20 protein-coding genes are annotated in these 26,286 nt (G+C 66.5%); 13 read left to right on the top strand and 7 right to left on the bottom strand.

Annotated elements, in window-relative coordinates:
* Positions 1–90 precede the first annotated feature (90 nt).
* Positions 91–1,875: a hypothetical protein gene (locus E3C22_RS21645; RefSeq protein ID WP_134763970.1), complete on the bottom strand. Its 1,785-nt coding sequence runs from the start codon at positions 1,873–1,875 to the stop codon at positions 91–93.
* A gap of 237 nt (positions 1,876–2,112) precedes the next feature.
* Here E3C22_RS21645 and E3C22_RS21650 point away from each other — a divergent pair, with 237 nt between their 5' ends.
* Positions 2,113–2,430, top strand: a complete 318-nt coding sequence (locus tag E3C22_RS21650; protein ID WP_134763971.1) for an ArsR/SmtB family transcription factor — start codon at positions 2,113–2,115, stop codon at positions 2,428–2,430.
* A 202-nt stretch (positions 2,431–2,632) separates the two neighbouring features.
* Positions 2,633–3,682 carry a permease gene (locus E3C22_RS21655; RefSeq protein ID WP_134763972.1) on the top strand — a complete coding sequence of 350 codons (1,050 nt, stop codon included), beginning with the start codon at positions 2,633–2,635 and terminating at the stop codon, positions 3,680–3,682.
* A gap of 55 nt (positions 3,683–3,737) precedes the next feature.
* On the opposite strand, the gene E3C22_RS21660 is transcribed toward E3C22_RS21655, so the two are convergent.
* A complete protein-coding gene (locus E3C22_RS21660; protein ID WP_134763973.1) occupies positions 3,738–5,939 on the bottom strand; it encodes a TonB-dependent siderophore receptor in 2,202 nt (733 codons plus the stop codon).
* A gap of 473 nt (positions 5,940–6,412) precedes the next feature.
* Here E3C22_RS21660 and E3C22_RS21665 point away from each other — a divergent pair, with 473 nt between their 5' ends.
* Positions 6,413–7,309, top strand: a complete 897-nt coding sequence (locus E3C22_RS21665; RefSeq protein ID WP_134763974.1) for a helix-turn-helix domain-containing protein — start codon at positions 6,413–6,415, stop codon at positions 7,307–7,309.
* Between the two features lie 123 nt (positions 7,310–7,432).
* Positions 7,433–8,497: an AI-2E family transporter gene (locus E3C22_RS21670; RefSeq protein ID WP_134763975.1), complete on the top strand. Its 1,065-nt coding sequence runs from the start codon at positions 7,433–7,435 to the stop codon at positions 8,495–8,497.
* Positions 8,498–8,610: 113 nt separating this feature from the next.
* On the opposite strand, the gene E3C22_RS21675 is transcribed toward E3C22_RS21670, so the two are convergent.
* Positions 8,611–9,105, bottom strand: coding sequence for a hypothetical protein (locus E3C22_RS21675; protein ID WP_134763976.1), 495 nt, complete (start codon positions 9,103–9,105; stop codon positions 8,611–8,613).
* 263 nt (positions 9,106–9,368) lie between these two features.
* On the opposite strand from E3C22_RS21675, the gene E3C22_RS21680 reads away from it, so the two are divergent.
* The 8 genes from E3C22_RS21680 to E3C22_RS21715 all read left to right on the top strand — a co-directional run bounded on the left by E3C22_RS21680 (position 9,369) and on the right by E3C22_RS21715 (position 20,439).
* A complete protein-coding gene (locus E3C22_RS21680; RefSeq protein WP_167591859.1) occupies positions 9,369–9,767 on the top strand; it encodes a DUF1761 domain-containing protein in 399 nt (132 codons plus the stop codon).
* A 172-nt stretch (positions 9,768–9,939) separates the two neighbouring features.
* Positions 9,940–11,889: an acetate--CoA ligase gene (gene acs, locus E3C22_RS21685; protein WP_134763978.1), complete on the top strand. Its 1,950-nt coding sequence runs from the start codon at positions 9,940–9,942 to the stop codon at positions 11,887–11,889.
* A 242-nt stretch (positions 11,890–12,131) separates the two neighbouring features.
* Positions 12,132–13,178, top strand: coding sequence for an MBL fold metallo-hydrolase (locus tag E3C22_RS21690; RefSeq protein ID WP_245515129.1), 1,047 nt, complete (start codon positions 12,132–12,134; stop codon positions 13,176–13,178).
* Positions 13,179–13,380: 202 nt separating this feature from the next.
* Positions 13,381–14,961, top strand: coding sequence for a peroxidase family protein (locus E3C22_RS21695; RefSeq protein ID WP_167591860.1), 1,581 nt, complete (start codon positions 13,381–13,383; stop codon positions 14,959–14,961).
* A gap of 429 nt (positions 14,962–15,390) precedes the next feature.
* Complete coding sequence (leuS, locus tag E3C22_RS21700; RefSeq protein WP_134763980.1) at positions 15,391–18,003, top strand: leucine--tRNA ligase; 2,613 nt, start codon at positions 15,391–15,393, stop codon at positions 18,001–18,003.
* The gene (locus tag E3C22_RS21705; RefSeq protein WP_134763981.1) at positions 17,990–18,571 is read left to right on the top strand and encodes a hypothetical protein; all 582 of its coding nucleotides are present in this window, start codon (positions 17,990–17,992) and stop codon (positions 18,569–18,571) included. The genes leuS and E3C22_RS21705 overlap by 14 nt, the downstream gene beginning before the upstream one ends.
* Before the next feature lie 211 nt (positions 18,572–18,782).
* On the top strand, positions 18,783–19,829 hold the full coding sequence (gene holA, locus E3C22_RS21710) for a DNA polymerase III subunit delta (RefSeq protein ID WP_134763982.1): 1,047 nt from the start codon (positions 18,783–18,785) through the stop codon (positions 19,827–19,829).
* Between the two features lie 211 nt (positions 19,830–20,040).
* Positions 20,041–20,439, top strand: coding sequence for a (R)-mandelonitrile lyase (locus tag E3C22_RS21715; RefSeq protein WP_134763983.1), 399 nt, complete (start codon positions 20,041–20,043; stop codon positions 20,437–20,439).
* Between the two features lie 238 nt (positions 20,440–20,677).
* On the opposite strand, the gene E3C22_RS21720 is transcribed toward E3C22_RS21715, so the two are convergent.
* From E3C22_RS21720 to mnmG, 4 genes are all read right to left on the bottom strand, one after another.
* Complete coding sequence (locus tag E3C22_RS21720) at positions 20,678–21,649, bottom strand: ParB/RepB/Spo0J family partition protein (RefSeq protein WP_134763984.1); 972 nt, start codon at positions 21,647–21,649, stop codon at positions 20,678–20,680.
* A gap of 92 nt (positions 21,650–21,741) precedes the next feature.
* Positions 21,742–22,551: a ParA family protein gene (locus E3C22_RS21725; RefSeq protein WP_425365003.1), complete on the bottom strand. Its 810-nt coding sequence runs from the start codon at positions 22,549–22,551 to the stop codon at positions 21,742–21,744.
* Positions 22,552–22,647: 96 nt separating this feature from the next.
* Complete coding sequence (gene rsmG, locus E3C22_RS21730) at positions 22,648–23,439, bottom strand: 16S rRNA (guanine(527)-N(7))-methyltransferase RsmG (RefSeq protein WP_134763986.1); 792 nt, start codon at positions 23,437–23,439, stop codon at positions 22,648–22,650.
* On the bottom strand, positions 23,429–25,336 hold the full coding sequence (gene mnmG, locus E3C22_RS21735; protein WP_134763987.1) for a tRNA uridine-5-carboxymethylaminomethyl(34) synthesis enzyme MnmG: 1,908 nt from the start codon (positions 25,334–25,336) through the stop codon (positions 23,429–23,431). The genes rsmG and mnmG overlap by 11 nt, the downstream gene beginning before the upstream one ends.
* Positions 25,337–25,563: 227 nt before the next feature.
* On the opposite strand from mnmG, the gene E3C22_RS21740 reads away from it, so the two are divergent.
* On the top strand, positions 25,564–26,139 hold the full coding sequence (locus E3C22_RS21740; RefSeq protein WP_167591861.1) for a Uma2 family endonuclease: 576 nt from the start codon (positions 25,564–25,566) through the stop codon (positions 26,137–26,139).
* Positions 26,140–26,286: the final 147 nt, after the last annotated feature.

The raw sequence follows: 26,286 nt of genomic DNA on the forward strand, positions 1-26,286 counted from the left end.
GCGCAGTAGATCCGTTTATACATCGTTGAAGATGAGAGAAGAGCGTCCCGATGCTTTGCCGAGCGCCCGGTGATCTTCGCTGATCGCCGGTCAGGTGGCGTTTTCGAGGACCGTCTCGCCGTTTTCGGCAAGGCCTGCTGCGGCGAGCCCGGCGCAGTAGCGATCGAGCAGGCCGCGATTCATGAAGGTCAGTGCGTCGCGGACGATCGAGAGGCTGGCGCCGGGCCGGCTTTCCAGGAACACCGCGAGCGCCTCCCTCGCCGGGACGATCTGGCCGGCATTTCCGAGAAACGCCGCCAGGTCGCGATAGGGCCAGGACATGCCGGACTTTTCGGCGAGCGCCCGTCTCGTCCAGCGCGCCGCCTCCACCGACCAGCCGGAGGAAAAATGCGCAAGGCCGATCCCGATGAAGGAGTTGAAGGCCAGAGGGTCCAGCGGCGACAGGCGCAGCGACCGCTCGAAACAGGCAAAGGCGTCGTCCGGCTGGCCGGCATAGACCCGGGCAAAGCCCCGCCGCGTCCACGCCCAGGCGTGGTTGACGTCGAGATCGAGCGCCCGGTCGACCAGGGCATTCGCCCGCTCGAGGTCGCCCTCGATCAGCATGGTCGCCGTCGCCGCGGCGGTGAGCGCCAGCGGATCGTCGTCGACCTCCCCAAGCGTTTCCTCGAGCAGCTTGCGGCCGCGCAGCCGCTGCTCGGAGATGTCGGTCGCCCAGTTATAGGCGATGTGCTGGGCATGGGCCCAGGCGCCGATCGCCGCGGCCCGGCCATTGTCCGGCTCGAGCGCCAGCGCCTCCTCGACGAGGGCGATGGCGCGTTCGTTCTCGACGTGGCGGTTGGCCCAGAGATACGGCAGCGCCCGCATGACGAGGTCGTAAGCTGCGAGGTTTTCCGGCGGCTTGCGGCGCGAGCGCTCCACCTCGGCCTGGCGGATCGTCGGGTGGAGGGCGCCCGACACCGTTTCGGCGATCTGGTCCTGGATCTGGAAGAGGTCGTCGGCCCGCGCCTCGATCCGATCGCTCCAGATCTGCAGCGCGGTCTCGCCGTCGACCAGTTGCAGCGAGACGCGCATCCGGCTGTCGGAGAAGCGCACGCTCCCCTGCAGGATGTAGCGGACGCCGAGTTCGGCGGCGATGTCCTTCGCCCCGAGGGCGGTGCCGCGATAGAGCGCTGCCGACTGGCGGGCGATGACGAGGAATTCGCGCACCCGCGACAGGCTGGCGGTGATCTCCTCGACCATGCCGTCGATGAAGGTCTCGCGAACGGGGTCCTTGCCGACATTTTCGAAGGGCAGCACGGCGACCGAGGGCTGGGTCGCCGGATCGGGCACGGCGATGCGGCGGCTGCGCGCGGCGCTGACGATCCTCGGCGACCAGATCCAGACCCGCTCGCGCTCGGAAAATCCCTTGAAGCTGCAGGGGCCGACATCGGTGAAATAAAGGTTGGTCTTGCCCTTCAGATATTCGAAGACGCCGCGGGTGATCGCCATTCCGCCCGGCGGCGAGACGGTCTGGACGCGCGTTGCGAGCACGATGCCCTCGCCGAAGCGGTCGATGTCGGTGACGACGACGTCGCCGATGACGACGCCGATCCGCACCGGCAGGACATCCTTGCCGTCGATCCGGTCGGCCACCAGCGAGCGCTGGAAGCGCGCCGCCCATTCGACGGCGTTGACCGCGCTGGCGAATTCGATCAGCAGGCCGTCGCCGCTGGTGTTGAAGATTTCGCCGCCGAATTCGCCGACCGTCGGAAGCACGCATTTGCGGTAAGCGCGATCGACCGCGGCCAGGGTCCCGGCCTCGTCGGCGGCAATCAGGCCGGAATAGCCTTCGACATCCATGGCCAGGATGGCGGCCAGACGGCGAGTGAGCGCCATCGCAACTTGGATCCTGTTGGCGACAGACGATCAGAAATAGCAGATAATCTTCTCACCGGCCAATCGGCGGGACGGAGGGTTCAGCCGCGTGACGGTTTCTGCAAGCCCTGCCCTGGCCTCCGGGCCCCATGACGAGGCCCGTTGCCGCACCGGGCGGTCGGTCCGAGGACCGGGATCGACCGAACCCGTGCCGGATTTCGCTTGATATCACCATAAACCCGGTTATATGATTCGGTCATGAAGCAGGATCATGCCCGGACCGCGAGAGCGCTCGCGGCCCTCGGCCACGAAGCCCGTCTCGAGATCTTCCGCCTGCTGGTGCGCGCCGGCGACGACGGACTGATCGTCGGCGACATCGCCGCCCATACGGCCCTGCCGCTGTCGACCCTTGCCCATCATCTCAGGGCTCTGGTCGCGGCGGGGCTCGTCGCACAGGAGCGGCGCGGCCGCGAGATACTCAACCGCGCCGACTATGGCGCGCTCAACGGCGCGCTTCGCTATCTGACCGAGGAATGCTGCAAGGGGGTGGCGGTGGTGAGACAGGACGTGGCCTGATGCCATTGGGCCGGGAGATCGACATTCGGTCGCTGCTATCGAGCCCGCTCGGCGCTTGAGCACTGCCCCTTTGTCCCGGCCAAAGACCGGGACGGACGCCATGAGACGCCGGTCTGCCCCTGAGCGCCCCGTCAACGTCTCCTCTGCTCTGAAATAACTGTATTTCTGGTTTTATGATGACAAAACGAAGGAGTGTGGTCCGATGGCCGAACTGATCATGCAGCCGGGAAACCGCGGCTCGGGCATCGCCCGTGCGCTGGCAAGGGAGCGCGTCTGGATCGCCGCGGCGATCCTCCTTCTCGCGCTGTTCCTGTTCGATCCGGCACAGGGCGGCGCCAGCCTCGCCTTCGCCATCCGGAACATCCTGCAGACTGCGCCCTATCTGGCGCTCTCCGTCCTTCTCGCCGCCTATGCGCGGGCCAGCGGCGCCGACGGCCTCATCGCCTCGGCCTTCACCGGATCGCCGACGCTGATGGTCCTCCTCGCCGCTCTGATGGGCGGGCTATCGCCCTTCTGCTCCTGCGGGGTGATCCCGCTGATCGCCGCGCTCCTGTCGATGGGCGTGCCGCTTTCGGCGGTCATGGCCTTCTGGCTGGCTTCGCCGGTCATCGACCCGTCGATGTTCGTGCTGACGGCAGGGGTGGTGGATCTCCAGTTCGCGGTCGCCAAGACCCTGGCGGCGATCGGCATCGGGATCTTCGGCGGGATGGTGACGATGGCGCTTTCCGGGCGAGGGCTGCTCGCCTCGCCGCTGCGCGAGGGTGTCGGCAATGGCGGCTGCGGTGCCGCGTCGGTTCGCCAGCGCAAGCGCGTGGTCTGGCGCTTCTGGGAAGAGCCGGCGCGGCGCGCGAGCTTTGCCCGGGAAGGCGTCGGCTCGGCGCTCTTCCTGCTCAAATGGCTGGCCCTCGCCTTCATCCTCGAGAGCCTGATGATCGCCCATCTGCCCGGAGACTGGGTGGCGAGCGCCCTTGGCGGCGGCGATTTCGCCGCCATCCTGATTGCCACCCTCGTCGGCGTCCCGGCCTATCTCAACGGCTATGCGGCCCTGCCGCTGGTCGCCGGCCTGATCGACCAGGGCATGTCGCAGGGCGCGGGCCTCGCCTTTCTGGTGGCGGGCGGGGTCACCTCCCTGCCGGCGGCGATCGCCGTCTGGGCGCTCGCCCGGCCGCCGGTCTTCGCCCTCTATCTCGGCCTCGCGCTTGCCGGATCGCTCGCCTGCGGCGTGCTGTTCCAGCTCTGGCTGATGCTCTGAGGCTCCGGCGGCGCCGCCGTCGTGATGGGGGGTCGCCGGATTCCTTCACGCCCGCCTACCAGCTGTAGCGCAGCGTCCCGCGCACGGTGCGGCCGTCGTTGTAATATTCGGTGCCGTTATAGGTATCGACCTGGGCGACATAGCGCGTGTCGAAGATGTTGGTGGCGTTGACCTGCAGCGTCGCGTTGGCGCTGATCTTGTAGGTCAGTGCCGCATCCACCGTGGTGCGGGCGTCGAGATCGATGGCGTTGGCGTTGTCGGCAAAGGTGTCGCCGATGAAGCGGACGCCGGCGCCGAGCGTCAGGTCGCCGATCATCCCCTCGCCGGGGATCGTGTAGTCGCCCCACAGTGAGGCGATGTGCTCGGGCACCAGCTGCGGCCGGTTGCCGACATTGCCGTCGAGACCGTCTTCGAGGATCTCCGCATCCCAGTAGGAATAGGCCGCCGTCAGGTCGAAGCGGTCGGTCATCGCCACCTTCGCTTCCAGCTCGGCGCCGCGCACCCGCACCTTGCCGACCTGCTCCTGGGTCGTCGCGGTGACGTAATAGGGCACGTTGGTCTGGGTGAGGTCGAACAGAGCGAGGGTGAAGAGCCCGTCGAAGCCGTCCGGCCGGTATTTCGCGCCGACCTCGTACTGGGTGCCTTCCTGGGGCTTGGCCTCGCCGACGATGGTCGAGCGATCGGCGCCGAGCGGATCAAAGCTCTCCGAATAGTTCGCATAGAGGGACATCTCGTCCGTCGTCTTCCAGGTGACGCCGAACCGCTTGGTGAAGGCGTTGTCCGTGCTGTCGTAGGCGAGATCGTAGTCGGGATAGTCGCTCGTCGTGTCGACATGATCGAAACGGCCGCCGACGGTGAAGATCAGGCTGTCCTCGACGGTCAGTTCCTCCTGCAGATAGAGGCCCGTCGCCGCCTGGGTGTTGTTCCAGGTATAGCCCGGCGGCAGGGTGATGCAGGACAGGCCGCAATAATCGGGATCGTAGGGATCGATCCCGCTCGCCGAGCCGTAGACCCGGTATTCGCTGGTGTCGTCGTGGCTGTAGTCGAGGCCGACGAGCAGCCGGCTGTCGAACTGGCCGGCGCTCGTGTCGTATTCGAGCTGGTTGTCGATGGAAAAACGCTTGGTCTTGCCGTAGACGGCCCAGGCGCTGCGCGTATCGGCCGGGTCGAGCGTGCCGCCATAGACCGATTCATAGGTCAGATCGAGGTCGGAATAGCGGGCGTTCTGGCGGAACTCGAAGCCGTCGCCGAAGTCGTGGCGGAACAGCCAGCCGATGTTCTTCTCCTCGGTGTCCATTTTGTCGAAGTCCGGCTCGCCCAGATAGGTGTCGGGATCGAGGCCGGAGCCGAGCGGGATGCCGTGGGAGGTGTTGCCCTTGCGCTTGTTGTAGTCGCCGAGGATGGTCAGGCTGGTGGAAGCGTCCGGGCTCCAGGTCAGCGCCGGGGCGATATAGAGCCGGTCGTCATTGGTGTGGTCGGCGCCGTTGTCGCCGTCCTGCCACTTGGCGGTGATGCGGTAGGACCAGTCGCCGGTCGCCGTCAGCGGCCCGCCGACATCGGTGCCGGTCTCGATGTGGCCGTCGCCGAAGGTCGTGTAGACCTCGCCGAAGGCATAGTCGGTCGGCCGCTTGGTGATGGCGTTGACGATGCCGCCGGGGGCGTTGAGGCCGAACAGCGTCGAGGTCGATCCCTTCAGAACCTCGATGCGCTGCATGCCATAGGGCTCGAGCCGCGCGCCGGTATAGCCGAAGATCCTGAGCGGCAGGCCGTCGCGATAGGTGCCGGTGCCGGTCTGGTAGAAGCCGCGAATGAGGTAGAAGTCGTAGCGATCGTCGCTGCCGTAGATGTCCGTCGAAACGCCGGCCGTGTAGGAAAGCGCCTCGTCGAGCGTGTGGACGTCGCGCTCCTGCATCTCCTTTTCGGTCACCACCGAAACCGCGGCGGGAACGTCGAGGATCGGCGTGTCGGTCTTCGAGCCGACCGCGGTATCCCTGGCGACGATGGTGCTGTCCGGGCCGACGGCACTGCCACCCTCCCCATCGATGGTGACGGTGTCGAGGGTGATCGTGCCGCCCTCGGCCTCCTGGGCGAGCGAAAGGGAGGGCTGGACGAGGCTCAGCGCGGTGCCGCAGAACAGCAGGGCTGCGGAGCGTCGGGTCCGGTGCCGCCGCAGTTTTACGACGGAGCGCCAATCGGCCGCGTCGCGCCTGCCGCGCGATTCGATGTCAGCGTTGCCGCGCCCCTCGTCGAAATCCATGATCCAGCCATTCTCTTGTCCGGCGATCGCGGCTGCGCGCCTCGCCCTACTGTTACTCGCATCCGCCCGAGCGCCCGTTTCGCCGGGCTGTCATGGGCGGCGTCTCCTTCGCTGACGGGGTCGTGACAGCCCTCCTTCAGCCCTCATCGGTTAACTTGAGTGAAAACATCCAGTATTGTAGAAACGCCGTGTCTTGTAGGAATCCCGGTGCCGAACCCCATCGGCCTGAAGGGCTGTGGCGGTTCTGCAACGTTCGGCGGGTCCTATCCGGGCTGGCCTCGAACCGTTCCAGAAATCCACATGCCTCACGTCGCCGCTTCACGTGAAACGAGGTCTCTGTTGCGCAAGAAAATCAGGTTTTCGACGGGGCCAGATCTGCCGGCTCAGGATTTAAGGTCCGGGTCCGGCAATCCCGCGCGCAGCGCCCGACCGGCACACCGGTCTCAAGCCTCCAGCAGCGGCGGATTGCGACGTTGAGTTTCCGCATTTCCATGCGCGCCCGCACCGAGGGCATCCGGCCGACCCGTCCGGTCAGATGGCGCAACCTCGACGGCATCGTCGGCGTCCACTGGGTCGCCGAGGGACATTCGCGAGCCAAGGGCTTCTACGTCTCGCCGGATCCGCGGATCGTCGTCTTCCTCAACGACGTCTCCGCGCAGATCCGGATGAGCAACCAGCCGGGCGGATCGCCGGCAGAGTTCCGGCCGATGCCGCGGGCGATCTACGTTCCCGCCGGGCAGCCGATGTGGACGGACTTCACCGCGGCCCACAGCTTCTCGCATCTCGATCTGCATCTCCACCGGGACCGCATGCTGCGGTTCCTCGCCCCCTCCGTCGGCAGCTCGGCCGCTCAAGCGGCGCTCCGTCGCCCTGCCGAGATCGAGGCCGCCGGCGCGATCGAGACCCTCGCAAAGCTGCTCGCCGACGAGCTTGCAGCCCCGGTGCGGCACGGCGTCTATGCGGAATCCCTCGTCGGAAGCATTGCGACCGCCATGCTGGAGCTTCCTCCCGACATCGACACGGGAGACGGCGGCCTGGCGCCGGCCGAGATGGAAAAGCTCGCCGCCCACCTCGAGGAAAAGGGCCGTCTGACGGTGGCCGACATGGCGGCGATCGTCGACCTCTCGGCGGATCGCTTCACCGCGCGCTTCAAGCAGACGACCGGCCAGACGCCGCTGCAGTGGCAGCTCGCCAGCCGCATCGCCCGCGCCAAGACATTGCTGATGCGCCGCGAGCTGACGGTCGCCGCCGTCGCCTCGCAGCTCGGCTTCACCGACCAGGCGCATTTCACCCGGATGTTCCGGCAGATCGCCGGGGAGACGCCGGCCGCCTGGCGTCAGGCGCAGGGCGCCGGCAGGCCGCCGCGCTGAGACGGGCCGCCGGGGGACCGGGCTCATTGCGGTAGAGTTGCGGCCACGCTTTTCGCGCCTGTCGCCTCCGGCGAGCGTTCCCATATCGCCCCCTTCGGGGAGCGAGCGCGAAGGGGCACGGCTTTGAAAGACGCAGTCGAGGAACAGCTCACCAAGAAGGCGACGATCGTCACCTCGGTGGTGCTCGCGATGACGGCGACGGTGGCGCTGGTCTGGGCGGCAGCCATGGCGCTGCTTCTGATCTTCGGCGGCATGCTGCTGGCAGCGATCGTCGCCGCGCTGGCAAGGCCCCTGCAATGGGCGGGGCTTCGCCGCGGCTGGGCCTTCGCGATCGTCATCGCCTTTCTCTTCGTCGCCATCGGCGGCGGGCTGTTCTACGGCGGCTTCACCCTGGTCAACCAGTTCCACGAGCTGTGGCGGCAGCTGCGCGAGCAGCTTCAGGCGCTCGCCCAGACCATGGGCGACATGGGGCTGCAGCCGGGGGGCAACGGCGGCGACGGCAAGTCCGTCGGCCTCGACGACCTCCTGCCGAACCCCTCCGGCATCTTTTCCTCGGCGTCGCAGGCGATGTTCTCGGTGCTCGGTGCGCTCGGCAACGTCTTCGTCGTCGTCTTCATCGCGATCTTCCTGCTCGCCCAGCCGGAAACCTATCGCCGCGGCCTCGTCAGCCTGTTCCCGAAGGCGAAGCGGGCGCGGCTCGACGAGACCATCGGCGACGCGACCGAGGAGCTGATCCTCTGGGTCTGCGGCACCGGCATCTCGATGGCGATCGTCTTCGTCGTCACCTTCGTCGGCCTCTGGCTGATCGGCATGCCGAGCGCCTTCCTGCTGGCCCTTCAGGCCGGCGTCCTCGCCTTCATCCCGACCCTCGGCCCGTTCATCGCCGGCATTCCGATCGTTCTCGTCGGACTGTCGGAATCGATGCAAATGGCGCTGCTCGGCCTCGGCGTCTATGTGCTCGTCCAGAGCGTCGAGAGCAACGTCGCCCAGCCGGTCGCCCAGCGCTACACCAGCGCCCTGCCGCCGGTGCTGACCCTCGGGGCGCAGGTGGTGTTCGGCGTTCTCCTCGGCACCATCGGCATCGCGCTCGCCGTGCCTCTGATCGCCGTCATCATGGTCTTCGTGCGCGAGCTTTATGTGAACGACACGCTCGGCGGCCCCCACGATTCGGCGCCGGATGCCGCCTGAACGCTGTCGGCGAGGCCCAGACGGCGATCCTGGCGCAATGCGGCCGGGCGGAGGGCTCGCCCCAACCCGGCCGCATGACGTCGTTTGCCGCAAGACGCGCGGCAGTTCCGGCCTCACTCGCCGGAATATTCCTGCGGGCCCTTGCTCAGGAACTCCTCGAGCGCCCGCTGGCCGGCCGCCGTCGTATCCATGTCGGCCGATTCCGCACCGGTCGTCGTCTCGGCGTCAGGCATCGCGCATTTCGGCGACAGTGACGTTCCCCAGGCGTTGAAGACGACCGAATAGGGCGTCGACGAGGAATAGGTCAGATTGTCGGGCGAACAGGTGACGCGCTTGCCGAGGGCTGCCGAGACGATCACCGAATAGGGCGTGCCCTGGACCATGCCTTCCACCGGCAGGCGGATGCAGCGGGTCTTGCCGATCGGAAAGCTGGAGGACCAGGTGATGCCCTTGCCGACCTGGACGCCCATCCAGGCGGAATAGCCGGCGCCAACCAGGAGGTTGACGCAGGCGGCGGTCTGCGCGGCGGCCGGCGGGGCGGCGGCAAAGGTCGCTGCAGCAAGGGAAGCGGCCGCCGCGGCGGCTGTGAGGATGCGTCTGTGAGCCATCGTGTTTTCTCCCATGAACGATGTGGCGCGAGCAGCTTGCATCCAATCTTCGTCGCCGCAATTACGGGACGAGTTCGTTTAATATCAACAATTCGAGATTGCATCTGCGATCATTGCCCGCCGCATCGGTCGCGCTGCCCACCGCTGCGTCGAACGCGCCGACGCCCAGAGGGTAGGACAGGCCGCCGGAAACGATGCCGGGGCTGAAGCGTTGGCGAGGACAAGCCCGCCTCAGGGCCGCACCACCTTCCGGAGCATCATCCATGGGCCTTGCCGCCGCCGCCAATCCCCTTCCCGCATTTCTTGCCGCCCTGCTCGCCTTCGGTTTCGGCTTCCTTTGGCACCGCTTCTTCGAAAAGCGCTGGATGACCGCCCCCGGCTACGAGGGACGGCCGGGATTGAAGATCGCGCCGCTGGTCGTCGTCTTCATCGCCTATTTCGTCATCGCCGAGATGCTCGCCGGGCTGACCGCCCATATCGGCGGCATCACCCTTGGCAATGCGCTGGTCAACGCCCTGATGGTCTGGGCCGGGTTCGTCCTCGCGGCGATGGTCGTCGACCACTCCTTCGAGGCGCGGCCGCGCAGGCTGACCTTGGTGAATGGCGGCCACTGGCTGGGCGCCTTCCTGATCATGGGAGTGGTCATCGGAACGCTTGGCTAGAGCGCGCAGTGCTTCTCAAGGCCCGGGCTCGGGTCACGCCTTCGCGACACCCCCGAACGGGGCTTGCCGAAAGTCTAAGGGCCGTCACCTAGACCATGATGAACCTCTCGCCGTAAGTTCGGGCGGGAGGAGACCGCCTCGACGGCGGCAAGAGCAGCAATGGGAGGAAGCCATGACGACGATCCCCGTCAAGGACGAGTGGAAACAGCGCGCCAAGCTCGATGACGACAACTATCGTGCGATGTACAGGCGGAGCGTCGAGGACCCGGACGGCTTCTGGGGCGAGCACGGGCGGCGGATCGACTGGGTCAGGCAGTACTCCAAGGTCAAGAACACCTCCTACGAGCCGGGCAATATCGACATTCGCTGGTTCGAGGACGGCATCCTCAATGTCTGCGCCAACTGCGTCGACCGCCATCTCGACACCCGCGCCGACCAGGTGGCGATCATCTGGGAAGGCGACGATCCGAAGGATTCGCGGGCAATCACCTATCGCGAGCTTCATGAGGAAGTCTGCCGGATGGCGAACGTCCTCAAGGATCGCGGCGTCAAAAAGGGCGACCGGGTCACCATCTACATGCCGATGATCCCGGAGGCGGCCTATGCCATGCTCGCCTCGGCCAGGATCGGCGCCATCCATTCCGTCGTCTTCGGCGGCTTCTCGCCGGATGCGCTGGCGGGCCGTCTGGAAGGCGCCCAATCGAGCGTCCTCATCACTGCCGACGAAGGCCTTCGCGGCGGCAAGAAGATCCCGCTGAAGAAGAACGCCGACAAGGCCTGCGAGATCGCGGCAAAAGCCGGCCAGAGCGTCGAAACCGTCCTCGTCGTCAAGCGCACCGGCGGCGAGATCGCTTGGGCAGAGGGGCGCGACATCTGGTGGCACGAGGCGCGGGACGCCGCCTCCACCGACTGCCCGCCGGAGGAAATGGACGCAGAGGATCCGCTGTTCATCCTCTACACGTCGGGTTCGACCGGCAAGCCGAAGGGCGTCGTCCACACCTCGGGTGGCTACCTCGTCTATGCCTCGATGACCCATGAATTCGTCTTCGACTATCACGACGGCGACATCTACTGGTGCACCGCCGATGTCGGCTGGGTCACCGGCCACAGCTACATCGTCTACGGCCCGCTCGCCAACGGCGCGACGACGCTGATGTTCGAGGGCGTGCCGAACTATCCCGATGCCGGCCGCATGTGGGACGTCGTCGACAAGCACAAGGTCAACATCTTCTACACCGCGCCGACGGCGATCCGCGCGCTGATGGGCGCCGGCGACGACAAGGTGAAGCGCGCTTCACGTGAAACGCTGAAGGTTCTCGGCTCGGTCGGCGAGCCGATCAATCCGGAAGCCTGGATGTGGTACTACAAGGTCGTCGGCGACGAGCGCTGCCCGATCGTCGATACCTGGTGGCAGACCGAGACCGGCGGCATCCTGATCACCCCCCTCCCCGGCGCGACGGACCTGAAGCCCGGCTCGGCAACGCGGCCGTTCTTCGGGGTCCAGCCGCAGCTCGTCGACAATGAAGGCAAAGTCCTCGACGGCGCCACCGAGGGCAATCTCTGCATCACCGATAGCTGGCCTGGCCAGATGCGCACCGTCTATGGCGATCACGAACGCTTCGAGCAGACCTATTTCGCCACCTACAAGAACAAGTACTTCACCGGCGACGGCGCCAAGCGCGACGAGGACGGCTACTGGTGGATCACCGGCCGGGTCGACGACGTCCTCAACGTCTCCGGCCACCGGATGGGCACCGCCGAGGTGGAATCGGCGCTGGTCTCCCATCCGAAGGTGTCGGAGGCCGCCGTCGTCGGCTATCCCCACGACATGAAGGGCCAGGGCATCTATTGCTACGTCACCCTCATGGAGGGCCAGGAAGGCTCCGACGAGCTGCGCAAGGAGCTCGTCGCCCATGTCAGGAACGAGATCGGCCCGATCGCCTCGCCGGACAAGATCCAGTTCGCCCCCGGCCTGCCGAAGACCCGCTCCGGCAAGATCATGCGCCGGATCCTCAGAAAGATCGCGGAGGACGATTTCGGCGCGCTCGGCGACACCTCGACCCTCGCCGACCCGGCTGTGGTGGACGATCTGATCGACCACCGGCAGAACAAGAAGGGCTGAGGAAGTTCAGAAGGCAACGATCGAGGCGATGCCGCGTTGGTGTCGCCATGGCCCGGGTGGGGAACCGCCCGGGCCTTTTTCGTTCCACCGGCGGGCTCGCCTCGAGTCGCCACCGCTGCAGCATCGGCCCGGAAATCGGAATCGATTGTCGGAAAGCACGATGCGTGGATTCAAAATGAGAGCGCCTTGCGCATCCATCCGGAGCACTCCGCTCTGGACCCGAAATGATTTGAAGCAAGGGCATGACCATGGCCAAAAACCCCTACTACTCCGGCCTCGTCTCCGACCATTTCGACGGGACCCGCTTCTTCAATCCCGGCCATTCGCCCACCGACCGCGGGTTCAGGGATCTTTTGAAATGGCAGTTCAACGGCGAGCGGGCGAAATGGCCGAGCCATGTTCCGGTGACACCCGCCCTCCCCGTTCCCCGCGTCGCCGGCCTGAAGGCGACGATGGTCGGCCATGCCAGCGTGCTGATCCAACTCGCTGGGCTCAACATCCTCACCGATCCGGTGTGGTCCGATCGCGTCAGCCCCAGCACATTCGCCGGGCCGAAGCGGGTCGCCGCGCCCGGCATCCGCTTCGAGGACCTGCCGCCGATCGACCTCGTGCTCCTGTCGCACAATCACTACGACCACTGCGACCTGCACACTCTGAGGCGCCTGCATGAGAGCCATCGGCCGAAGATCGTCACGGCGCTCGGCAACGACGCGCTCCTGTCCCGCGCGATCGCCGGCATCGACGTCGTCGCCGGCGACTGGGGCGACGAGATCGCGCTCGCCGAGGGCGTCGTTCGAGGGCCGGTCGACGGTGAAAGCCACCAGTCCGCACGCTCCGCGGCAGGCGATGCCCGCGTCGCGATCGTCCCGGCCCAGCACTGGTCGCGCCGGGGCATCCGCGACACGAGGATGGCGCTGTGGTGCGGATTCGTGGTGAAGGCCGGCGGCCTGACGGTCTATTTCGCCGGCGACAGCGGCTATGGCGATGGGCGCATCTTCCGCGACATCGCCGCGCGCCACGGCGCCCCCGATCTCGCACTGATCCCCATTGGCGCCTATGCGCCCCGCTGGTTCATGAAGGCCCAGCACATGAATCCCGAAGAGGCGGTGAGCGTTTTTCAGGACGTCGGCGCGCAAAATGCGATGGCCATCCATTGGGGGACCGTCCAGCTCACCGACGAGCCCCATGAAGAGCCGGCTCATCTGCTGCAGGCAGCGCTATCGGAGCAAGGGATCGACCCCGGACGGTTTGTGGCGCTGGCGCCCGGCGGCAGCGTGGACATCGGATAGGACCTCGCCGCTTCGTCAGACTTTCGAGGGTATTGGCTGCATCTCGGATCGACAAGGCTATCGTCCTGCGCCGTGCATGCCGATTTGGTCGCACGAATCTGATTCCTTGTCATCTGATACCGGTACATCGGCTCTCAGGCACTGTGACGTTACGGCAATTTATGCTACCCTTGGTTTTATATGCAACCAGGAGAGTAGTCCAATGCCCCATGGCGGTACCTTTGAAAACCACGTCGTAGCCCCTCGTTCCAAATTCTACCAAGGGCCGTTCGGCCGCATATGCAGCGATCTCGAACCGTGGTTCCCGCCCTCGGTGGATCCGAAGAAGCCGAACGATCTCGACGACCATCTTCTGGCGATCGCAGAAAAGATGCTTGAAGCCGATAGCGTCACGCCCGAGGAGATTGCCCAGGACAGCGGTCGGATCCGCGATCTCGAGAACGTCTTCAGTTCGACGACGCCTGCCGGCTATACCTATTTCGGCCAGTTCGTCGACCATGACATCACCTTCGATCCCGCCTCCAGCCTGATGCGGGAGAACGATCCGGCCGGCCTCCTCAATCACCGGACTCCGCGGCTCGATCTCGACAATGTCTATGGGCGCGGCCCTGATGACAGCCCCTATCTCTACGACCGCGACGACGTGGTACGCGACGCATCCGGGAAGGAAATCGTCGACAAGTTCCTGATCGGCGAGATCATCGAACAGCGCAGCGGCACGCCGACGCCCACGGGCCTACCCGACCTGCCGCGTAACGGCCAGGGACGGGCGCTGATCGGCGACATGCGCAACGATGAAAACGCCATGGTCTCCCAGCTGCAGCTCGCTTTCCTCAAGGCCCACAACGCACTTGCCGACCGAGCTCGTGCGTTTGGCGCGGCGAACAGCTTCGAAGCCGCCCGCAAGACGCTGCGCTGGCTCTATCAATGGATCGTCTGGCACGATTTTCTCGCTCGAATCTTGCGCGATGACGTGCGCCAGGAGGCGCTCAAGAAAGAGAGCTTCGGTCCCTCCGGACAGTCGCTCGAGCTCGGGCTGAAACACGTCTACAGCTGGAAGGAGATGCCCTTCATGCCGGTGGAGTTCGCCGTCGCGGCTTATCGCTATGGCCACTCGATGGTCCGCAACAGCTATCAGACGAACGAACCGTTCCGCGGCTTTGGTAATTTCGCACCAATCTTCGATCGCTCCGGGGACCCGGCCGACCGCGACAGCCGCAAAGATCTCAGCGGATTTCGCGCCATGCAACGAACCAACATCATCCAGTGGGACTGGTTTTTGCCGACTCAGTCCTCGTCGGGCCCCTTCCCACAGATGGCGCGCAAGATCGACAGCCGCATGGCTAACGCGCTGGCCTTTCTCCGCGAGAGCGGGCGAAACATGAACATTCTCGCCTTCCGCAATCTGTTGCGCGGCGTGCGCTTCGAGTTGCCCTCCGGCACGAGCGTCGCGAGGAAGTTCTGCATCGATCCGATCGACATCGATCCGTCAGAAGACGCGCTCTGGTTCTATATCCTGAAGGAGGCCGAGATCCGCGAACGCGGCGAAAAGCTGGGACCTCTCGGCTCGACCATCGTCGCGGCGGTCTTTGCGGGCCTCCTCAAGGGCGATCCGTCGAGCTGGGTGAATAGCCAACCGTGCTGGACGCCTGCTGACGATCCGCTGCTGGAGGACGGCGAGGACAACAAGGACTCCCCCGGCAAATGGCAGCTGTCGTCGATCATCCGCATCGGCGGCTCGCCCGTCTCTTCTGCCGACGTCGAAAAGCTGGGCTCATCCTAACGGCCTGCAAAGGAGGTATCCTGACCAAAGGGCGCCGGCAGTAGGTTTGCGAGACGGCACCGGCCGGAGAACTGCGGGTCCTTCGGCCGATGCGCTATCGTCACGACCGCATGGCAAACGCCGAAAGGTGAGTGCCATTCGCGACGCATCGATCTCTTCCCTTGCTGGGAGATTAGGCCAATCGCTCTGTCCGGCAGCGGCTTCGAGCGGTTATCCCGGTCGCGACAGGCGATCAATCGCTTATCGCGCTCGCTCCGGGACGGTTCCCGACCGGGTGTTCTCGCTCCGCCTTCGCGAAGTGGAATCGCGCCGTTCCGTGGCGCCGCCGGGACACCGGCATTGCGCTTTGGCATCTTCACGGATAACCCGTCGAACAACTTCAGCAGGGACGATCTCTGTCCCGGCGTGACTGTCCGACGAGATGCCCCGATGACCACCGAACGCTACAATCCCCGCACCGCCGAGCCGAAATGGCAGAAGGCCTGGGCCGACGCGAAGCTCTTCGAGACGCAGACCGAGGCGGCGGGCGAGAAATACTACGTCCTCGAGATGTTCCCCTATCCCTCGGGGCGCATCCACATGGGCCATGTGCGCAACTACGCGCTCGGCGACGTGGTGGCGCGCTACAAGCGGGCGAAGGGCTGCAACGTCCTGCATCCGATGGGCTGGGACGCCTTCGGCATGCCGGCCGAGAACGCCGCGATGCAGAACAAGGTCCATCCGGCGAAATGGACCTACGAGAACATCGACACGATGCGCAAGCAGCTGAAGTCGATGGGGCTTTCGCTCGACTGGTCGCGCGAGTTCGCCACCTGCGACGTCGAATACTATCACCGCCAGCAGATGCTCTTCCTCGACATGCTGGACAAGGGCCTCGCCTATCGCAAGAAGTCGAAGGTCAACTGGGATCCGGTCGACATGACGGTGCTCGCCAACGAGCAGGTGATCGACGGCAAGGGCTGGCGCTCCGGCGCCGAGGTCGAACAGCGCGAGCTGGTCCAGTGGTTCTTCAAGATAACCGACTTTGCCGACGATCTTGCGAGCGCCCTGGACAGCCTGCCCGAGTGGCCGGAAAAGGTCCGGCTGATGCAGCGAAACTGGATCGGCAAGTCGGAAGGGCTGATGCTGCGCTGGGCGCTAGCCAAGGGGACTGCCCCGGACGGCGAGCGCGAGGTGACGGTGTTCACCACCCGGCCGGACACGCTCTATGGCGCCTCCTTCATCGCCGTCGCCCCCGACCATCCGCTAGCGCAGAAGGCGGCCGAAATCGACCCTGCGCTTGAGGCCTTCATCGCCGAGACCCGCCGCACCGGCACTTCGGCCGAGGCGATCGAGACCGCCGAGAAGAAGGGCTACCGCACGGCGATCGAGGCGGTGCATCCGCTCGACGAGACATGGCGCGTGCCGGTCTATGTGGCGAATTTCGTGCTGATGGAATACGGCACCGGCGCCGTCTTCGGCTGCCCGGCCCACGACCAGCGCGACCTCGACTTCGCCCGCAAATACGACCTGCCGGTTCGCCCCGTCGTCCTGCCGCCGCATGAGGATCCGGTCGCCTTCTCGGTCGCGGACAAGGCCTATGTCGAGGACGGCGTCATCTATAATTCGCAGTTTCTCGACGGCAAGAGCCCGGACGAGGCCTTCGAGGCCGTCGCCGAGAAGCTCGAGGCGAGCGATCTCTTCGGGGCACCCCAGGCGAGCCGGAAGGTCAATTATCGCCTGCGGGACTGGGGCATCTCGCGCCAGCGCTACTGGGGCTGCCCGATCCCGGTGCTCCACTGCGAGAGCTGCGGCGTCGTCCCGGAGGCTCGCGAAAATCTCCCGGTAAAGCTTCCCGACGACATCGACTTCGAAAAGCCCGGCAATCCGCTCGACCGGCACCCGACCTGGCGCAAGGCCACCTGCCCGGTCTGCGGCGGCGATGCTTCACGTGAAACCGACACGATGGACACCTTCGTCGATTCCTCGTGGTATTTCGCGCGCTTCACCGCGCCGCGCGCCGACGAGCCGACCGACCCGCAGGCCGCCAATGCCTGGCTGCCTGTCGACCAGTATATCGGCGGCATCGAGCACGCGATCCTGCATCTCCTCTATTCGCGCTTCTTCATCCGGGCGATGCGGGAATGCGGCCATCTCGACCTCGACGAGCCGTTCAAGGGCCTGTTCACCCAGGGGATGGTGGTCCACGAGACCTATCGCGACGGCCGCGAATGGGTGGCGCCCGTCGATGTGAGGATCGTCGAGGCTGACGGCCGCCGCGTCGCGACCCGCATCTCCACCGACACGCCGCTCGACATCGGCGGCATCGAGAAGATGTCGAAGTCGAAGAAGAACGTCGTCGATCCCGACGACATCATCGCCTCCTACGGCGCCGACACCGCCCGCTGGTTCGTCCTGTCCGACTCGCCGCCCGATCGCGACGTGATCTGGTCCGAGGCCGGCGTGGAGGGGGCCCACCGCTTCGTCCAGCGGCTTTGGCGGCTGGTCACCGAGACAGCGCCGAAGCTTCCGAACGCGGCCGGTGCGCCCGGCACCGACGGCGCGGCGCTGGAGATCCGCAAGGCCGCCCACCGCACGGTCGCCGGCGTTTCCGACGATATCGAGCGCCTCGCCTTCAACAAGGCGATCGCCCGCGTCCACGAGCTGGTCAACCAGCTCTCCGCCGCCTTCGGCAAGATCGACCCGGCCAATGCCGGCGAGACGGCAGCCGCGCGCGACGCGCTGTCGATGCTGACCCGCATCGTCGCGCCGATGATGCCGCATCTTGCCGAAAGCCTCTGGGAGGTGCTCGGCGAGACCGGCCTTGCCGCGGCCGCGCCCTGGCCGCAGGTGGACGACAGCCTGCTTTCGGACGATACGGTCACACTGCCGATCCAGATCAATGGCAAGAAGCGCGGCGACTTGACCGTGCCGGCCGCGGCCGGCAAAGCTGAGATCGAGAAGGCCGTGCTGGCGCTCGATGTGGTGAGCGCGGCACTGGCCGGCCAGGCGCCCAAACGCCTGGTGGTGGTGCCGGGGAGAATCGTCAATGTCGTCGTCTGATCGCGCCCGGCGCGTTCCTGCCGTGGGCTCGCCGAAAGGCCGATGGCTGCGCCTTGCGCCCGTGGCGGCCCTCGCTGCGGGGCTGCTGTCCGGCTGCACCGCCGGCCCGCTCTACGGCACCCACGGCGTCGGCGGCACCGATATCGGCGGCGAGGCCGCGCGGCTGCCCTATGCCGGCCGCATTGCCATCACCGAGGCCGACACCCGCACCGACCAGCTGGTGCGCAACGAGCTCCTGTTCCGGCTGAACCGCGGCAGGCCGGTGGTCGATCCGGTCTACGAGCTGCGCCTGTCGGTCAGCGGCAAGGCCCGCGGCACGATCGTCGAGAGCGAGGGCGTCTCGCGCTCGGTCATCTACATCGAGCGGGCGAAATACCAGCTCGTGCGGCTGTCCGATCAGCAGGTCGTCGCTTCCGGCGAACGCTCGGCGACGGTGCCCTACGACCAGACGATCCAGCTCTATCAGAGCCAGCGGTCCCTGAAGAATGCCCGCGAGGAGGCGAGCAAGCAGCTCGCCGGCCAGCTGGAACTCGCGGTGGCGAGCGCCCTGTCGCGCAGCGGCGGCTGAGCTGCAGCATCGGTCCGAAAATCGAAATCGATTTTCGGGCCGATGCGCAGATTCAATAACTTGGAACGTCGTTCGTGCGTCCATTTGAACGCACGACGCTCTAGGGCGTCGCGCCCACTGAGCGCCCCTCCCCGGTCAGCGGGGCGCGCTCCGGCGTGGATGAGGAGCCGCGCGGCCGAAAGACCGCCGTCAGCTGAAAGGAAGCCTGGCCTTGGCGCAGAAGAAAGCCGGCGAAGTCGAAGCCTTTCTCTCCCAGCCTGACTTTTCCTTTTCGCTCGTCCTCGTCTACGGGCCGGATAGCGGCCTCGTCGCCGAGCGATCGGCCAAGCTCGCCAAGAATTTCGGCGTCGAGCCTTCCGATCCTTTCGCGGCGGTGACGCTGTCGGCCGACGAGCTGGAAAAGGACATCGGCCGGCTGTTCGACGAGGCGAAGGCCCTCTCCCTCCTTGGCGGTAAGCGGCTCGTGCGGGTGCGCGGCGCCGGCGCCGGCCGGGCGCTTTCCGATGCCATTGGCGAACTTTCCGGCGAGAAGCTCGAGGACACGCTGGTGATCGTCGAGGCGGGCGATCTGAAGAAGAGCGCCGGGCTTCGGCTCAACGCCGAGCGCGGCCGCCACGCAATGGCCCTTCCCTGCTATCAGGACGAAGGCCGGGCGCTCGACCAGATGATCGACGAAGAGCTTTCGAATGCCGGCCTGTCGATGGACCGCGACGCCCGCGACGCTCTGAAGGCGCGGCTCGGCGCCGACCGCATCGCCTCCCGCGGCGAGGTGAAGAAGCTCTGCCTCTATGCACTCGGCGCCCCGACGGTCACCGAAGAGGACGTCGCGGCGATCGTCGGCGACGTCTCGGCCGATGCCCTGGACGAAGCCATCGACGCGGCCGCTTCGGGCGAGGTGAAACGACTGCCGCATCTGATCGACCGGCTGGCGACGGCCGGCACACCGACCTTCCAGCTGCATCAGACGCTGCTGCGCTATTTCCAGCAGCTGCAGGCGCTGCGGGAGGGCGTCGAGAGACGGGGCGAGCCCGTCGGCCGCGCCATCGACCGCCGCAGGCCGCATTTTCGCCGGCGACCGGCGATGGAGTCGGCACTGGCCGCCTGGACGCTCTCTGCCATCGACGCGAGACTGCAGGCGATCGAGTCCGACATTCTGGCCAGCCGCAAGGATGCCGGCCTGGCACTCACCATCACCCATCGCACGCTGATGGACACCGCGGTCGAGGCGGCGCGGCTGCGGGCGCGCGGCCGGGGCTGATGCGTTGGCTAGAACTGTGCGACTTTAGCCGGCTTATTTCAATCATCACCTCGCCTCCCGTTCGGCAAGGCAAAGAGTTTCTTCCGCAGGGCCCGACGTTTTGACCGGCAATCGACAGGGTTTCGTAGCTGCCGCCGTGGAAAATCGCCGCAACGGGCTTGAACCGCAGGACATCCCGGCAAATCATGCAACGAAAACGGGAGAGGAACCGATGGAAATCACACGCAGCGGCGAAACGCCTTCGGGGGCCGGCCCTTCGGAATACTTCACCGGCCATGTGCGGATCGATCCGATCGTGCGTCCACCCGAGCCCGCCCGGGTGCAGGTCGCCCGCGTGACCTTCGAGCCGGGTGCCCGCACCGCCTGGCACACCCACCCCTACGGCCAGACGCTGATCGTCACCGAGGGCTGCGGCTGGGTGCGCCGGGGCGGTGGGCCGAAAGAGACGATCCATCCCGGCGACATCGTCTGGATCGACCCCGGCGAGCGTCACTGGCATGGCGCGACCGCGACCACCAGCATGACCCATATCGCCATACAGGAGCGCAAGGACGGGCTTCCCGCCGACTGGATGGAGCAGGTGACCGACGCGGACTACGCCGGCGACTGAGGGCGTCCCTGGCGCGATCGGGGACTGCCGAGCCAAAGGGGCCACGGCGTCCACAACGAGTCTCGACGGGCTCGTGCCGCGGCAGCGACCATGGGCGCCGCGATTCGTCGCGGCCGACGACGCGACCGGCTTGCGCGCTGCACATCGCCCGAAAATCGGAATCGATTTTCGGGCCGCACGGTGCTGCGACTCAATAGTTTCGAGCGTCCTCTGCGCATGCGTTCGGACGCACTGCGCTCTAAAGCGAGCGCAGCCGCGGCGCGGTGAAGGCTGCGGTGTAGCCACCTCCCCGCTGCTCCAGCCGTTCGAGCAGCGCATCGAGATCGGCCTCGCTGTCGAGCGTGACGGTCAGCGTCGTCCTGCCGCCGGAGACGGCGATCGCCGCGTCGAGGCCCGTCGCCTCGCGAAACCGCTGCTCCTGGGCAATCTGTGCCTCGCTCTTCGCCGTCTCGCCGGCCGGCTTCCGGCCACGGCCTCGCGGCTTCGGAGCCTCCTCGGCGGCGGGGTCGCGGGCGAGCGCCTCGGCCTCGCGGACCGAGAGGTTTTCGGCGACGATGCGGCGGGCGAGCCCCACCGGATCATCGGCGGTCACTACGGTTCGGGCCGCGCCGGCCGACAGCGCCCCGGCCTCGACCATCGCGCGCACGTCGGTCGGCAGCTTCAGAAGTCGCAGCGTGTTCGCCACATGGCTGCGGCTCTTGGCAAGGACGTCGGCGAGATCGGCCTGGGTGTAGCCGTGCTCGTCGATCAGCGCCTGATAGCCCAGCGCCTCCTCGATGGCGTTGAGATCGGCACGCTGGACGTTCTCGATGATGGCGATTTCGAGCGACTGGCGATCGTTGATCTCGCGCAGCACCACCGGCACTTCGGCGAGCCCCGCCAGGGTCGCGGCGCGCAGCCGCCTTTCGCCAGCGACGAGCTCGAAACGTCCGCCGTCGCCGGCAAGCGGGCGCACCAGCAGCGGCTGCACCACGCCATGCTGGCGGATCGAGGCGGAGAGTTCGGCAAGATCCTCCTCGCGAAACGTCCGGCGCGGATTGTGCGGATTGGGGCTGATGCGATCAAGGGCGACGCTGCGCTCCGGCGCGATCGTCGGCGCGGCAGGCTGCGGATCGAAACCCGGCACCGGCCGCATGGGAGCGGCGACGCCCGATCCGATCAGCGAGGCAAGGCCCCGGCCCAGTCTCTGGCGCGATCTGTCTTCGCTCATGGGAGATCTCCTGCTCTCGCCCGTCTTCCGGCTTGTCGCCGCATCGCCATCCTGCACGTCCGCCGCTCCAGCGCCCTTCTCCTTCGCCCCGCTCATGCCGCGACCAGCCGCCCCTCGCGGCGGATCACCTCGGAGGCGAGCTGGATATAGGCCTGGCTGCCGGGGCACTTCATATCGTAGAGGATCGCCGGCTTGCCGTAGGACGGCGCCTCGGACACCCGGACATTGCGGGGGATCATCGTCTCGTAGACGTGCTCGCCCATATAGGAGCGCACGTCGCGCACCACCTGGGCGGCGAGATTGTTGCGGCTGTCATACATGGTCAGCACGATGCCGTGCAGCCCGAGCATCGGGTTGAGGCTGTCGCGCACCTGCTCCACCGTCTGGAGAAGCTGCGACAGGCCCTCCAGCGCGAAGAACTCGCATTGCAGCGGCACCAGGATCGCATCCGCCGCCGCCATGGCGTTGATGGTGAGGAGATTGAGCGACGGCGGGCAGTCGACCAGCACGAAGTCGAAATCGGCCTGTTCCTGCTGGTGAAAATGCAGCGCGTCCCGGAGCCGGTAGGCGCGGCCGTGAACGCCGGAAATCTCCATCTCGAAGCCGAGGAGATCCATGGTCGAGGGGATGATCGACAGGTTCGGCACGGCGGTCGCCATCGCCGCGTCGCGGATCGAGGCGGTCTCCTTCAGGACGTCGTAGGAGGAGATCTCGCGGTCGTCCTTGTCGATACCGAGGCCGGTGGAGGCGTTTCCCTGCGGGTCGAGATCGATGAGGAGCGCCCGCTTGTCGATCGCCGCCAGCGCCGTGGCGAGGTTGATCGCCGTCGTCGTCTTGCCGACGCCGCCCTTCTGATTGGCGATCGTGATGATCCGCATGGGTTTCTTCGCTGCCACGTCCATTGGCTGAAAGTCCATGTTCTTCAACGTCTTGGCATCGATCGGCCGAAGCTTCGCCTGCCGGCGATCGGGCTTCTCCGCGCCCCTGGCGCCTGCTCGTCAGCCGAGGCGAGGCGCGATATCGGTAATCTCGAGGATGACCGAATCAGCTTCGACCTCGGAAACATGAACTAACATGGTGAATCGCCATTTGGCAGCCGCCGCCGCAATTTCCTGTTCATGACTGCGGCCTTTGGGAAAGAAACACCGGGTTTCACGTGAAACATGCGGCGCGACCATGGCGAGAAGATCGTCGAGCGGCGCCAGAGCCCGGGCGGTGATGACCTCAGCGCTCGCGATAACCGGCCCCGCGGCCTCGATGCGCACTGGATGGGCGCGGCCCTTCAGCCCCATTTCCCGCTGCGCTGCTGCGAGAAACGCCGCCTTCTTGTGGCTCGATTCGACCATGTCGACGGAGCTTTCCGGCCGACACGCCGCAACGACCAGCGCCGGAAGACCGCCGCCGGAGCCGAGATCGACGCCGCGCGAGAACGCCGGAAGCAGCTTTTCGAGACCCATGGCGTCGGCGATGTGGCGGCGCCAGACATCGCCGATCGTCGAGGGAGCGACGAGATTCACCCGCGCCTGCCACTCGGTGAGAAGCCCCACATAGATATCCAGCCGGTCCATGGTTTCACGTGAAACGGCGAAGTGCTGCGCGAACCAGGCCCGGCCCGAGATTTGCTGCGCCGCAACATCACCGGCGTTCGGTCGCTTCGCCTTGATCGGTTTCTTGGCCGAAGCATGGGGTTTGGGGCGAAGGACTGTCCCCTCGGCAAAAGAGCCTTCGCGGTCACTCTGAGGGCCGCGACGGTCCGCCGGGTGGGCGCGTGTCGGCCGGTCACGCCGCATCGAGAAGCGCACCCCGTCGCATGGCAAGGAGCAGGAGCGCCAGTGCCGCCGGCGTCATTCCGTCGATGCGTTCGGCCTCGGCAACGGTCGCCGGCCGACGCGCCTGAAGCTTCTGGCGCAGCTCGTTGGACAGGCCGGCAATCGCGCCATAGTCGAGGCCGGGCGGGATCTCCCGCGCCTCGTCCCTGCGCAGCCGCTCCTGATCCTTCTTCTGGCGGTCGAGATAGACGTCGTAGGCCGCTTCGATCTTCACCCTGGCGAAGGTCTTGTCGTCGATCGCGGCAAGCGACGGCCAGACCGCAAGGAGCCGCTCGAATTCGACGGCGCCCTGGGCAAGAAGCTGCCAGGCGCTGCGCCGCCGGCCGTCCTGATTGACGGCGATGCCGTGTCGTCCGGCCTCTGCCGGCGTGATGGTCGCCGCTTCCAGCGCCCCGCGGGCAGCGACGAAGGCCGCCTCGCCTTCCGCGAAGAGTCTTGCACGCTCTTCCGAGGCGATGCCGAGCGAGATGGCAAGCGGCGTCAGCCGCCGGTCGGCATTGTCGGCCCTCAGCGACAGGCGGAATTCGGCCCGCGAGGTGAACATCCGGTAGGGCTCGGTCACGCCGGTCCGCGTCAGATCGTCGATCATCACGCCGACATAGGCGTCGGCGCGGCCGATGATGATGGGCGCGGACCCGCCGGCGAGCCGCGCTGCATTCAGCCCGGCGACGAGCCCCTGCGCGCCCGCCTCCTCATAGCCGGTGGTGCCGTTGATCTGGCCGGCGAGGAACAGCCCCGGCGCCTTGCGCAAGGCGAGAGAGCGGTCGAGTTCGCGCGGGTCGACGTAATCGTATTCGATGGCGTAGCCGGGCTTCAGGATGCGGACATGCTCCAGCCCGGGGATCGAGCGCAGGAATACCTCCTGCACGTCCTCGGGCAGCGAAGTCGACAGGCCATTCGGATAGACCGTGTCGTCGTCGAGGCCCTCCGGTTCGAGGAAGATCTGGTGGCCGTCCCGATCACCGAACTTGACGATCTTGTCTTCGATGGAAGGGCAGTAGCGCGGACCGACGCCCTCGATGCGGCCGGAATAGAGCGCCGAGCGGGAGAGGTTCTGCCGGATGATCGCGTGGGTCGCCGGCGTCGTGCGGGTGATGCCGCAATCGATCTGCGGATTGTCGATCCGCTCCGTCAGGAACGAGAAGGGCACCGGATCGTCGTCCGGCCGCTGCCGGTCGAGACTGTCCCAGTCGATGGTCTTGCCGTCGAGCCTTGCCGGCGTGCCGGTCTTCAGCCGGCCGAGTTCCAGCCCGAGCCGGCGCAGCGTCCCGGAGAGGCCGAGGGAAGGATCCTCGCCCATCCGCCCCGCCGGGATCTGCCGCTCGCCGAGATGGATCAGACCGCCGAGAAAGGTGCCGGTGGTGATGACGACGGCGCGGCAGGCGATCGACCTGCCATCGGCGAAGACGACGCCGCAAACCGCGCCCGAGTCGTCGAGGCAGAGGTCGAAGACGTCCCCCTCGACAACGGCGAGGTTCTTCGTCGCGGCGATCAGCTCCTGCATCGCCGCGCGATAGAGCTTGCGGTCGGCCTGGGTGCGCGGCCCCCAGACGGCCGGCCCCTTGCTGCGGTTGAGCATGCGGAACTGGATGCCGCCCTTGTCGGCGGCGATCCCCATCAGGCCGCCCAGCGCATCGATCTCGCGCACCAGGTGGCCCTTGCCGATCCCCCCGATGGCGGGATTGCAGCTCATCGCGCCGACCGTTTCGAAACGGTGGGTGACGAGGATCGTCGCCGCGCCCGCCCGCGCGGCGGCGCTCGCCGCCTCGCAGCCGGCATGGCCGCCACCGACGACGACGACGTCGGCGCTCACCGGAATGTCGGGCAGAACGGGGGAAGGGGAACGGGTCTTGGTCATGATGGTCGGACTGTCGTCTTAATCGTCGGGTCGGGCCGGGCAGAGGTCGTCGGCGAAAGCGGAGGACTGCGCCCTTACACCCGGCCGCCCTCAAGGATGCCGCCAGCGGCGGATCCCCGGTTGGGCCGCCGTGCGCTTTGCTCTATCATCCGTTCCTATAGGATAGACCGCAGCTTGGAACAATGTTGCGGTCGTTGCCCGTCCCGGCACCCCGGAGGTCGCATGCGATGAGTCTTCTGGAGATCCGGGCTTCGACTCCTGCCGAGTTCTTCGCCTGGCAGGAGAGCCAGGACGAGCGCTACGAACTCGTCAACGGCTTCCCACTGCTTCAGCCACGAGCGCCGATGGGCCATAACCTCCTCGTCGTGAACATTCTTGGCGGGATCGGCCAGCGGCTGCGTCGCTCGCCTTGTCGCGCTTTCACTGCCAATATCGGGGTCGAAACCCTCCCCGGCCAGATCCGCCGGCCGGATGCCGGCATCGACTGCGGCATCTTTGACCCCGACGGCTATCTCGCCGCCAAGCCCATCGTCGTCTTCGAAGTGCTCTCACCATCGACGCGGGACTTCGACCGACTGCGCAAGGTCGATGAATACAAGCAGGTATCGACGATGCGCCACATCGTCGTCGTCGAGCCAAAGCGGCCGCAGGTTCTGGTCTGGTCGCGGAACATGGCGAGCGAGAGTGCCGGCAAGTGGACCGCCGAAGAAATGATCGGGCTCGAACGTGTCATCCGCCTCGACGCCGTCGCCCTCGAACTGCCGCTCGCCGAGATCTACGACCGGCTGAGTTTCGACGACTGAGGCGCGGGGACCGCTTGGCCCGGCAACACCCCCGACGCCCTTCGACGGACTGTCAACCCGAGAGGTCTGGACGACCACGCTCCTTGCGATAGTGTGCCATGAAACCAACCCGCCTCATTTCTCGGCAGGACGGGCGGGTGGCTGAAA

The organism is Jiella endophytica (assembly GCF_004519335.1).
Classification (GTDB): Bacteria; Pseudomonadota; Alphaproteobacteria; order Rhizobiales; family Rhizobiaceae; genus Jiella; species Jiella endophytica.

Coding starts and splice junctions, on each gene's coding strand:
- E3C22_RS21645 (WP_134763970.1), bottom strand. CDS start 1,875: ATGGCGCTCACTCGCCGTCTGGCCGCCATCCTGGCCATGGATGTCGAA.
- E3C22_RS21650 (WP_134763971.1), top strand. CDS start 2,113: ATGAAGCAGGATCATGCCCGGACCGCGAGAGCGCTCGCGGCCCTCGGC.
- E3C22_RS21655 (WP_134763972.1), top strand. CDS start 2,633: ATGGCCGAACTGATCATGCAGCCGGGAAACCGCGGCTCGGGCATCGCC.
- E3C22_RS21660 (WP_134763973.1), bottom strand. CDS start 5,939: ATGGATTTCGACGAGGGGCGCGGCAACGCTGACATCGAATCGCGCGGC.
- E3C22_RS21675 (WP_134763976.1), bottom strand. CDS start 9,105: ATGGCTCACAGACGCATCCTCACAGCCGCCGCGGCGGCCGCTTCCCTT.
- E3C22_RS21680 (WP_167591859.1), top strand. CDS start 9,369: ATGGGCCTTGCCGCCGCCGCCAATCCCCTTCCCGCATTTCTTGCCGCC.
- acs (WP_134763978.1), top strand. CDS start 9,940: ATGACGACGATCCCCGTCAAGGACGAGTGGAAACAGCGCGCCAAGCTC.
- E3C22_RS21690 (WP_245515129.1), top strand. CDS start 12,132: ATGACCATGGCCAAAAACCCCTACTACTCCGGCCTCGTCTCCGACCAT.
- E3C22_RS21695 (WP_167591860.1), top strand. CDS start 13,381: ATGCCCCATGGCGGTACCTTTGAAAACCACGTCGTAGCCCCTCGTTCC.
- leuS (WP_134763980.1), top strand. CDS start 15,391: ATGACCACCGAACGCTACAATCCCCGCACCGCCGAGCCGAAATGGCAG.
- E3C22_RS21705 (WP_134763981.1), top strand. CDS start 17,990: ATGTCGTCGTCTGATCGCGCCCGGCGCGTTCCTGCCGTGGGCTCGCCG.
- E3C22_RS21715 (WP_134763983.1), top strand. CDS start 20,041: ATGGAAATCACACGCAGCGGCGAAACGCCTTCGGGGGCCGGCCCTTCG.
- E3C22_RS21720 (WP_134763984.1), bottom strand. CDS start 21,649: ATGAGCGAAGACAGATCGCGCCAGAGACTGGGCCGGGGCCTTGCCTCG.
- E3C22_RS21725 (WP_425365003.1), bottom strand. CDS start 22,551: ATGGACGTGGCAGCGAAGAAACCCATGCGGATCATCACGATCGCCAAT.
- rsmG (WP_134763986.1), bottom strand. CDS start 23,439: ATGCGGCGTGACCGGCCGACACGCGCCCACCCGGCGGACCGTCGCGGC.
- mnmG (WP_134763987.1), bottom strand. CDS start 25,336: ATGACCAAGACCCGTTCCCCTTCCCCCGTTCTGCCCGACATTCCGGTG.
- E3C22_RS21740 (WP_167591861.1), top strand. CDS start 25,564: ATGAGTCTTCTGGAGATCCGGGCTTCGACTCCTGCCGAGTTCTTCGCC.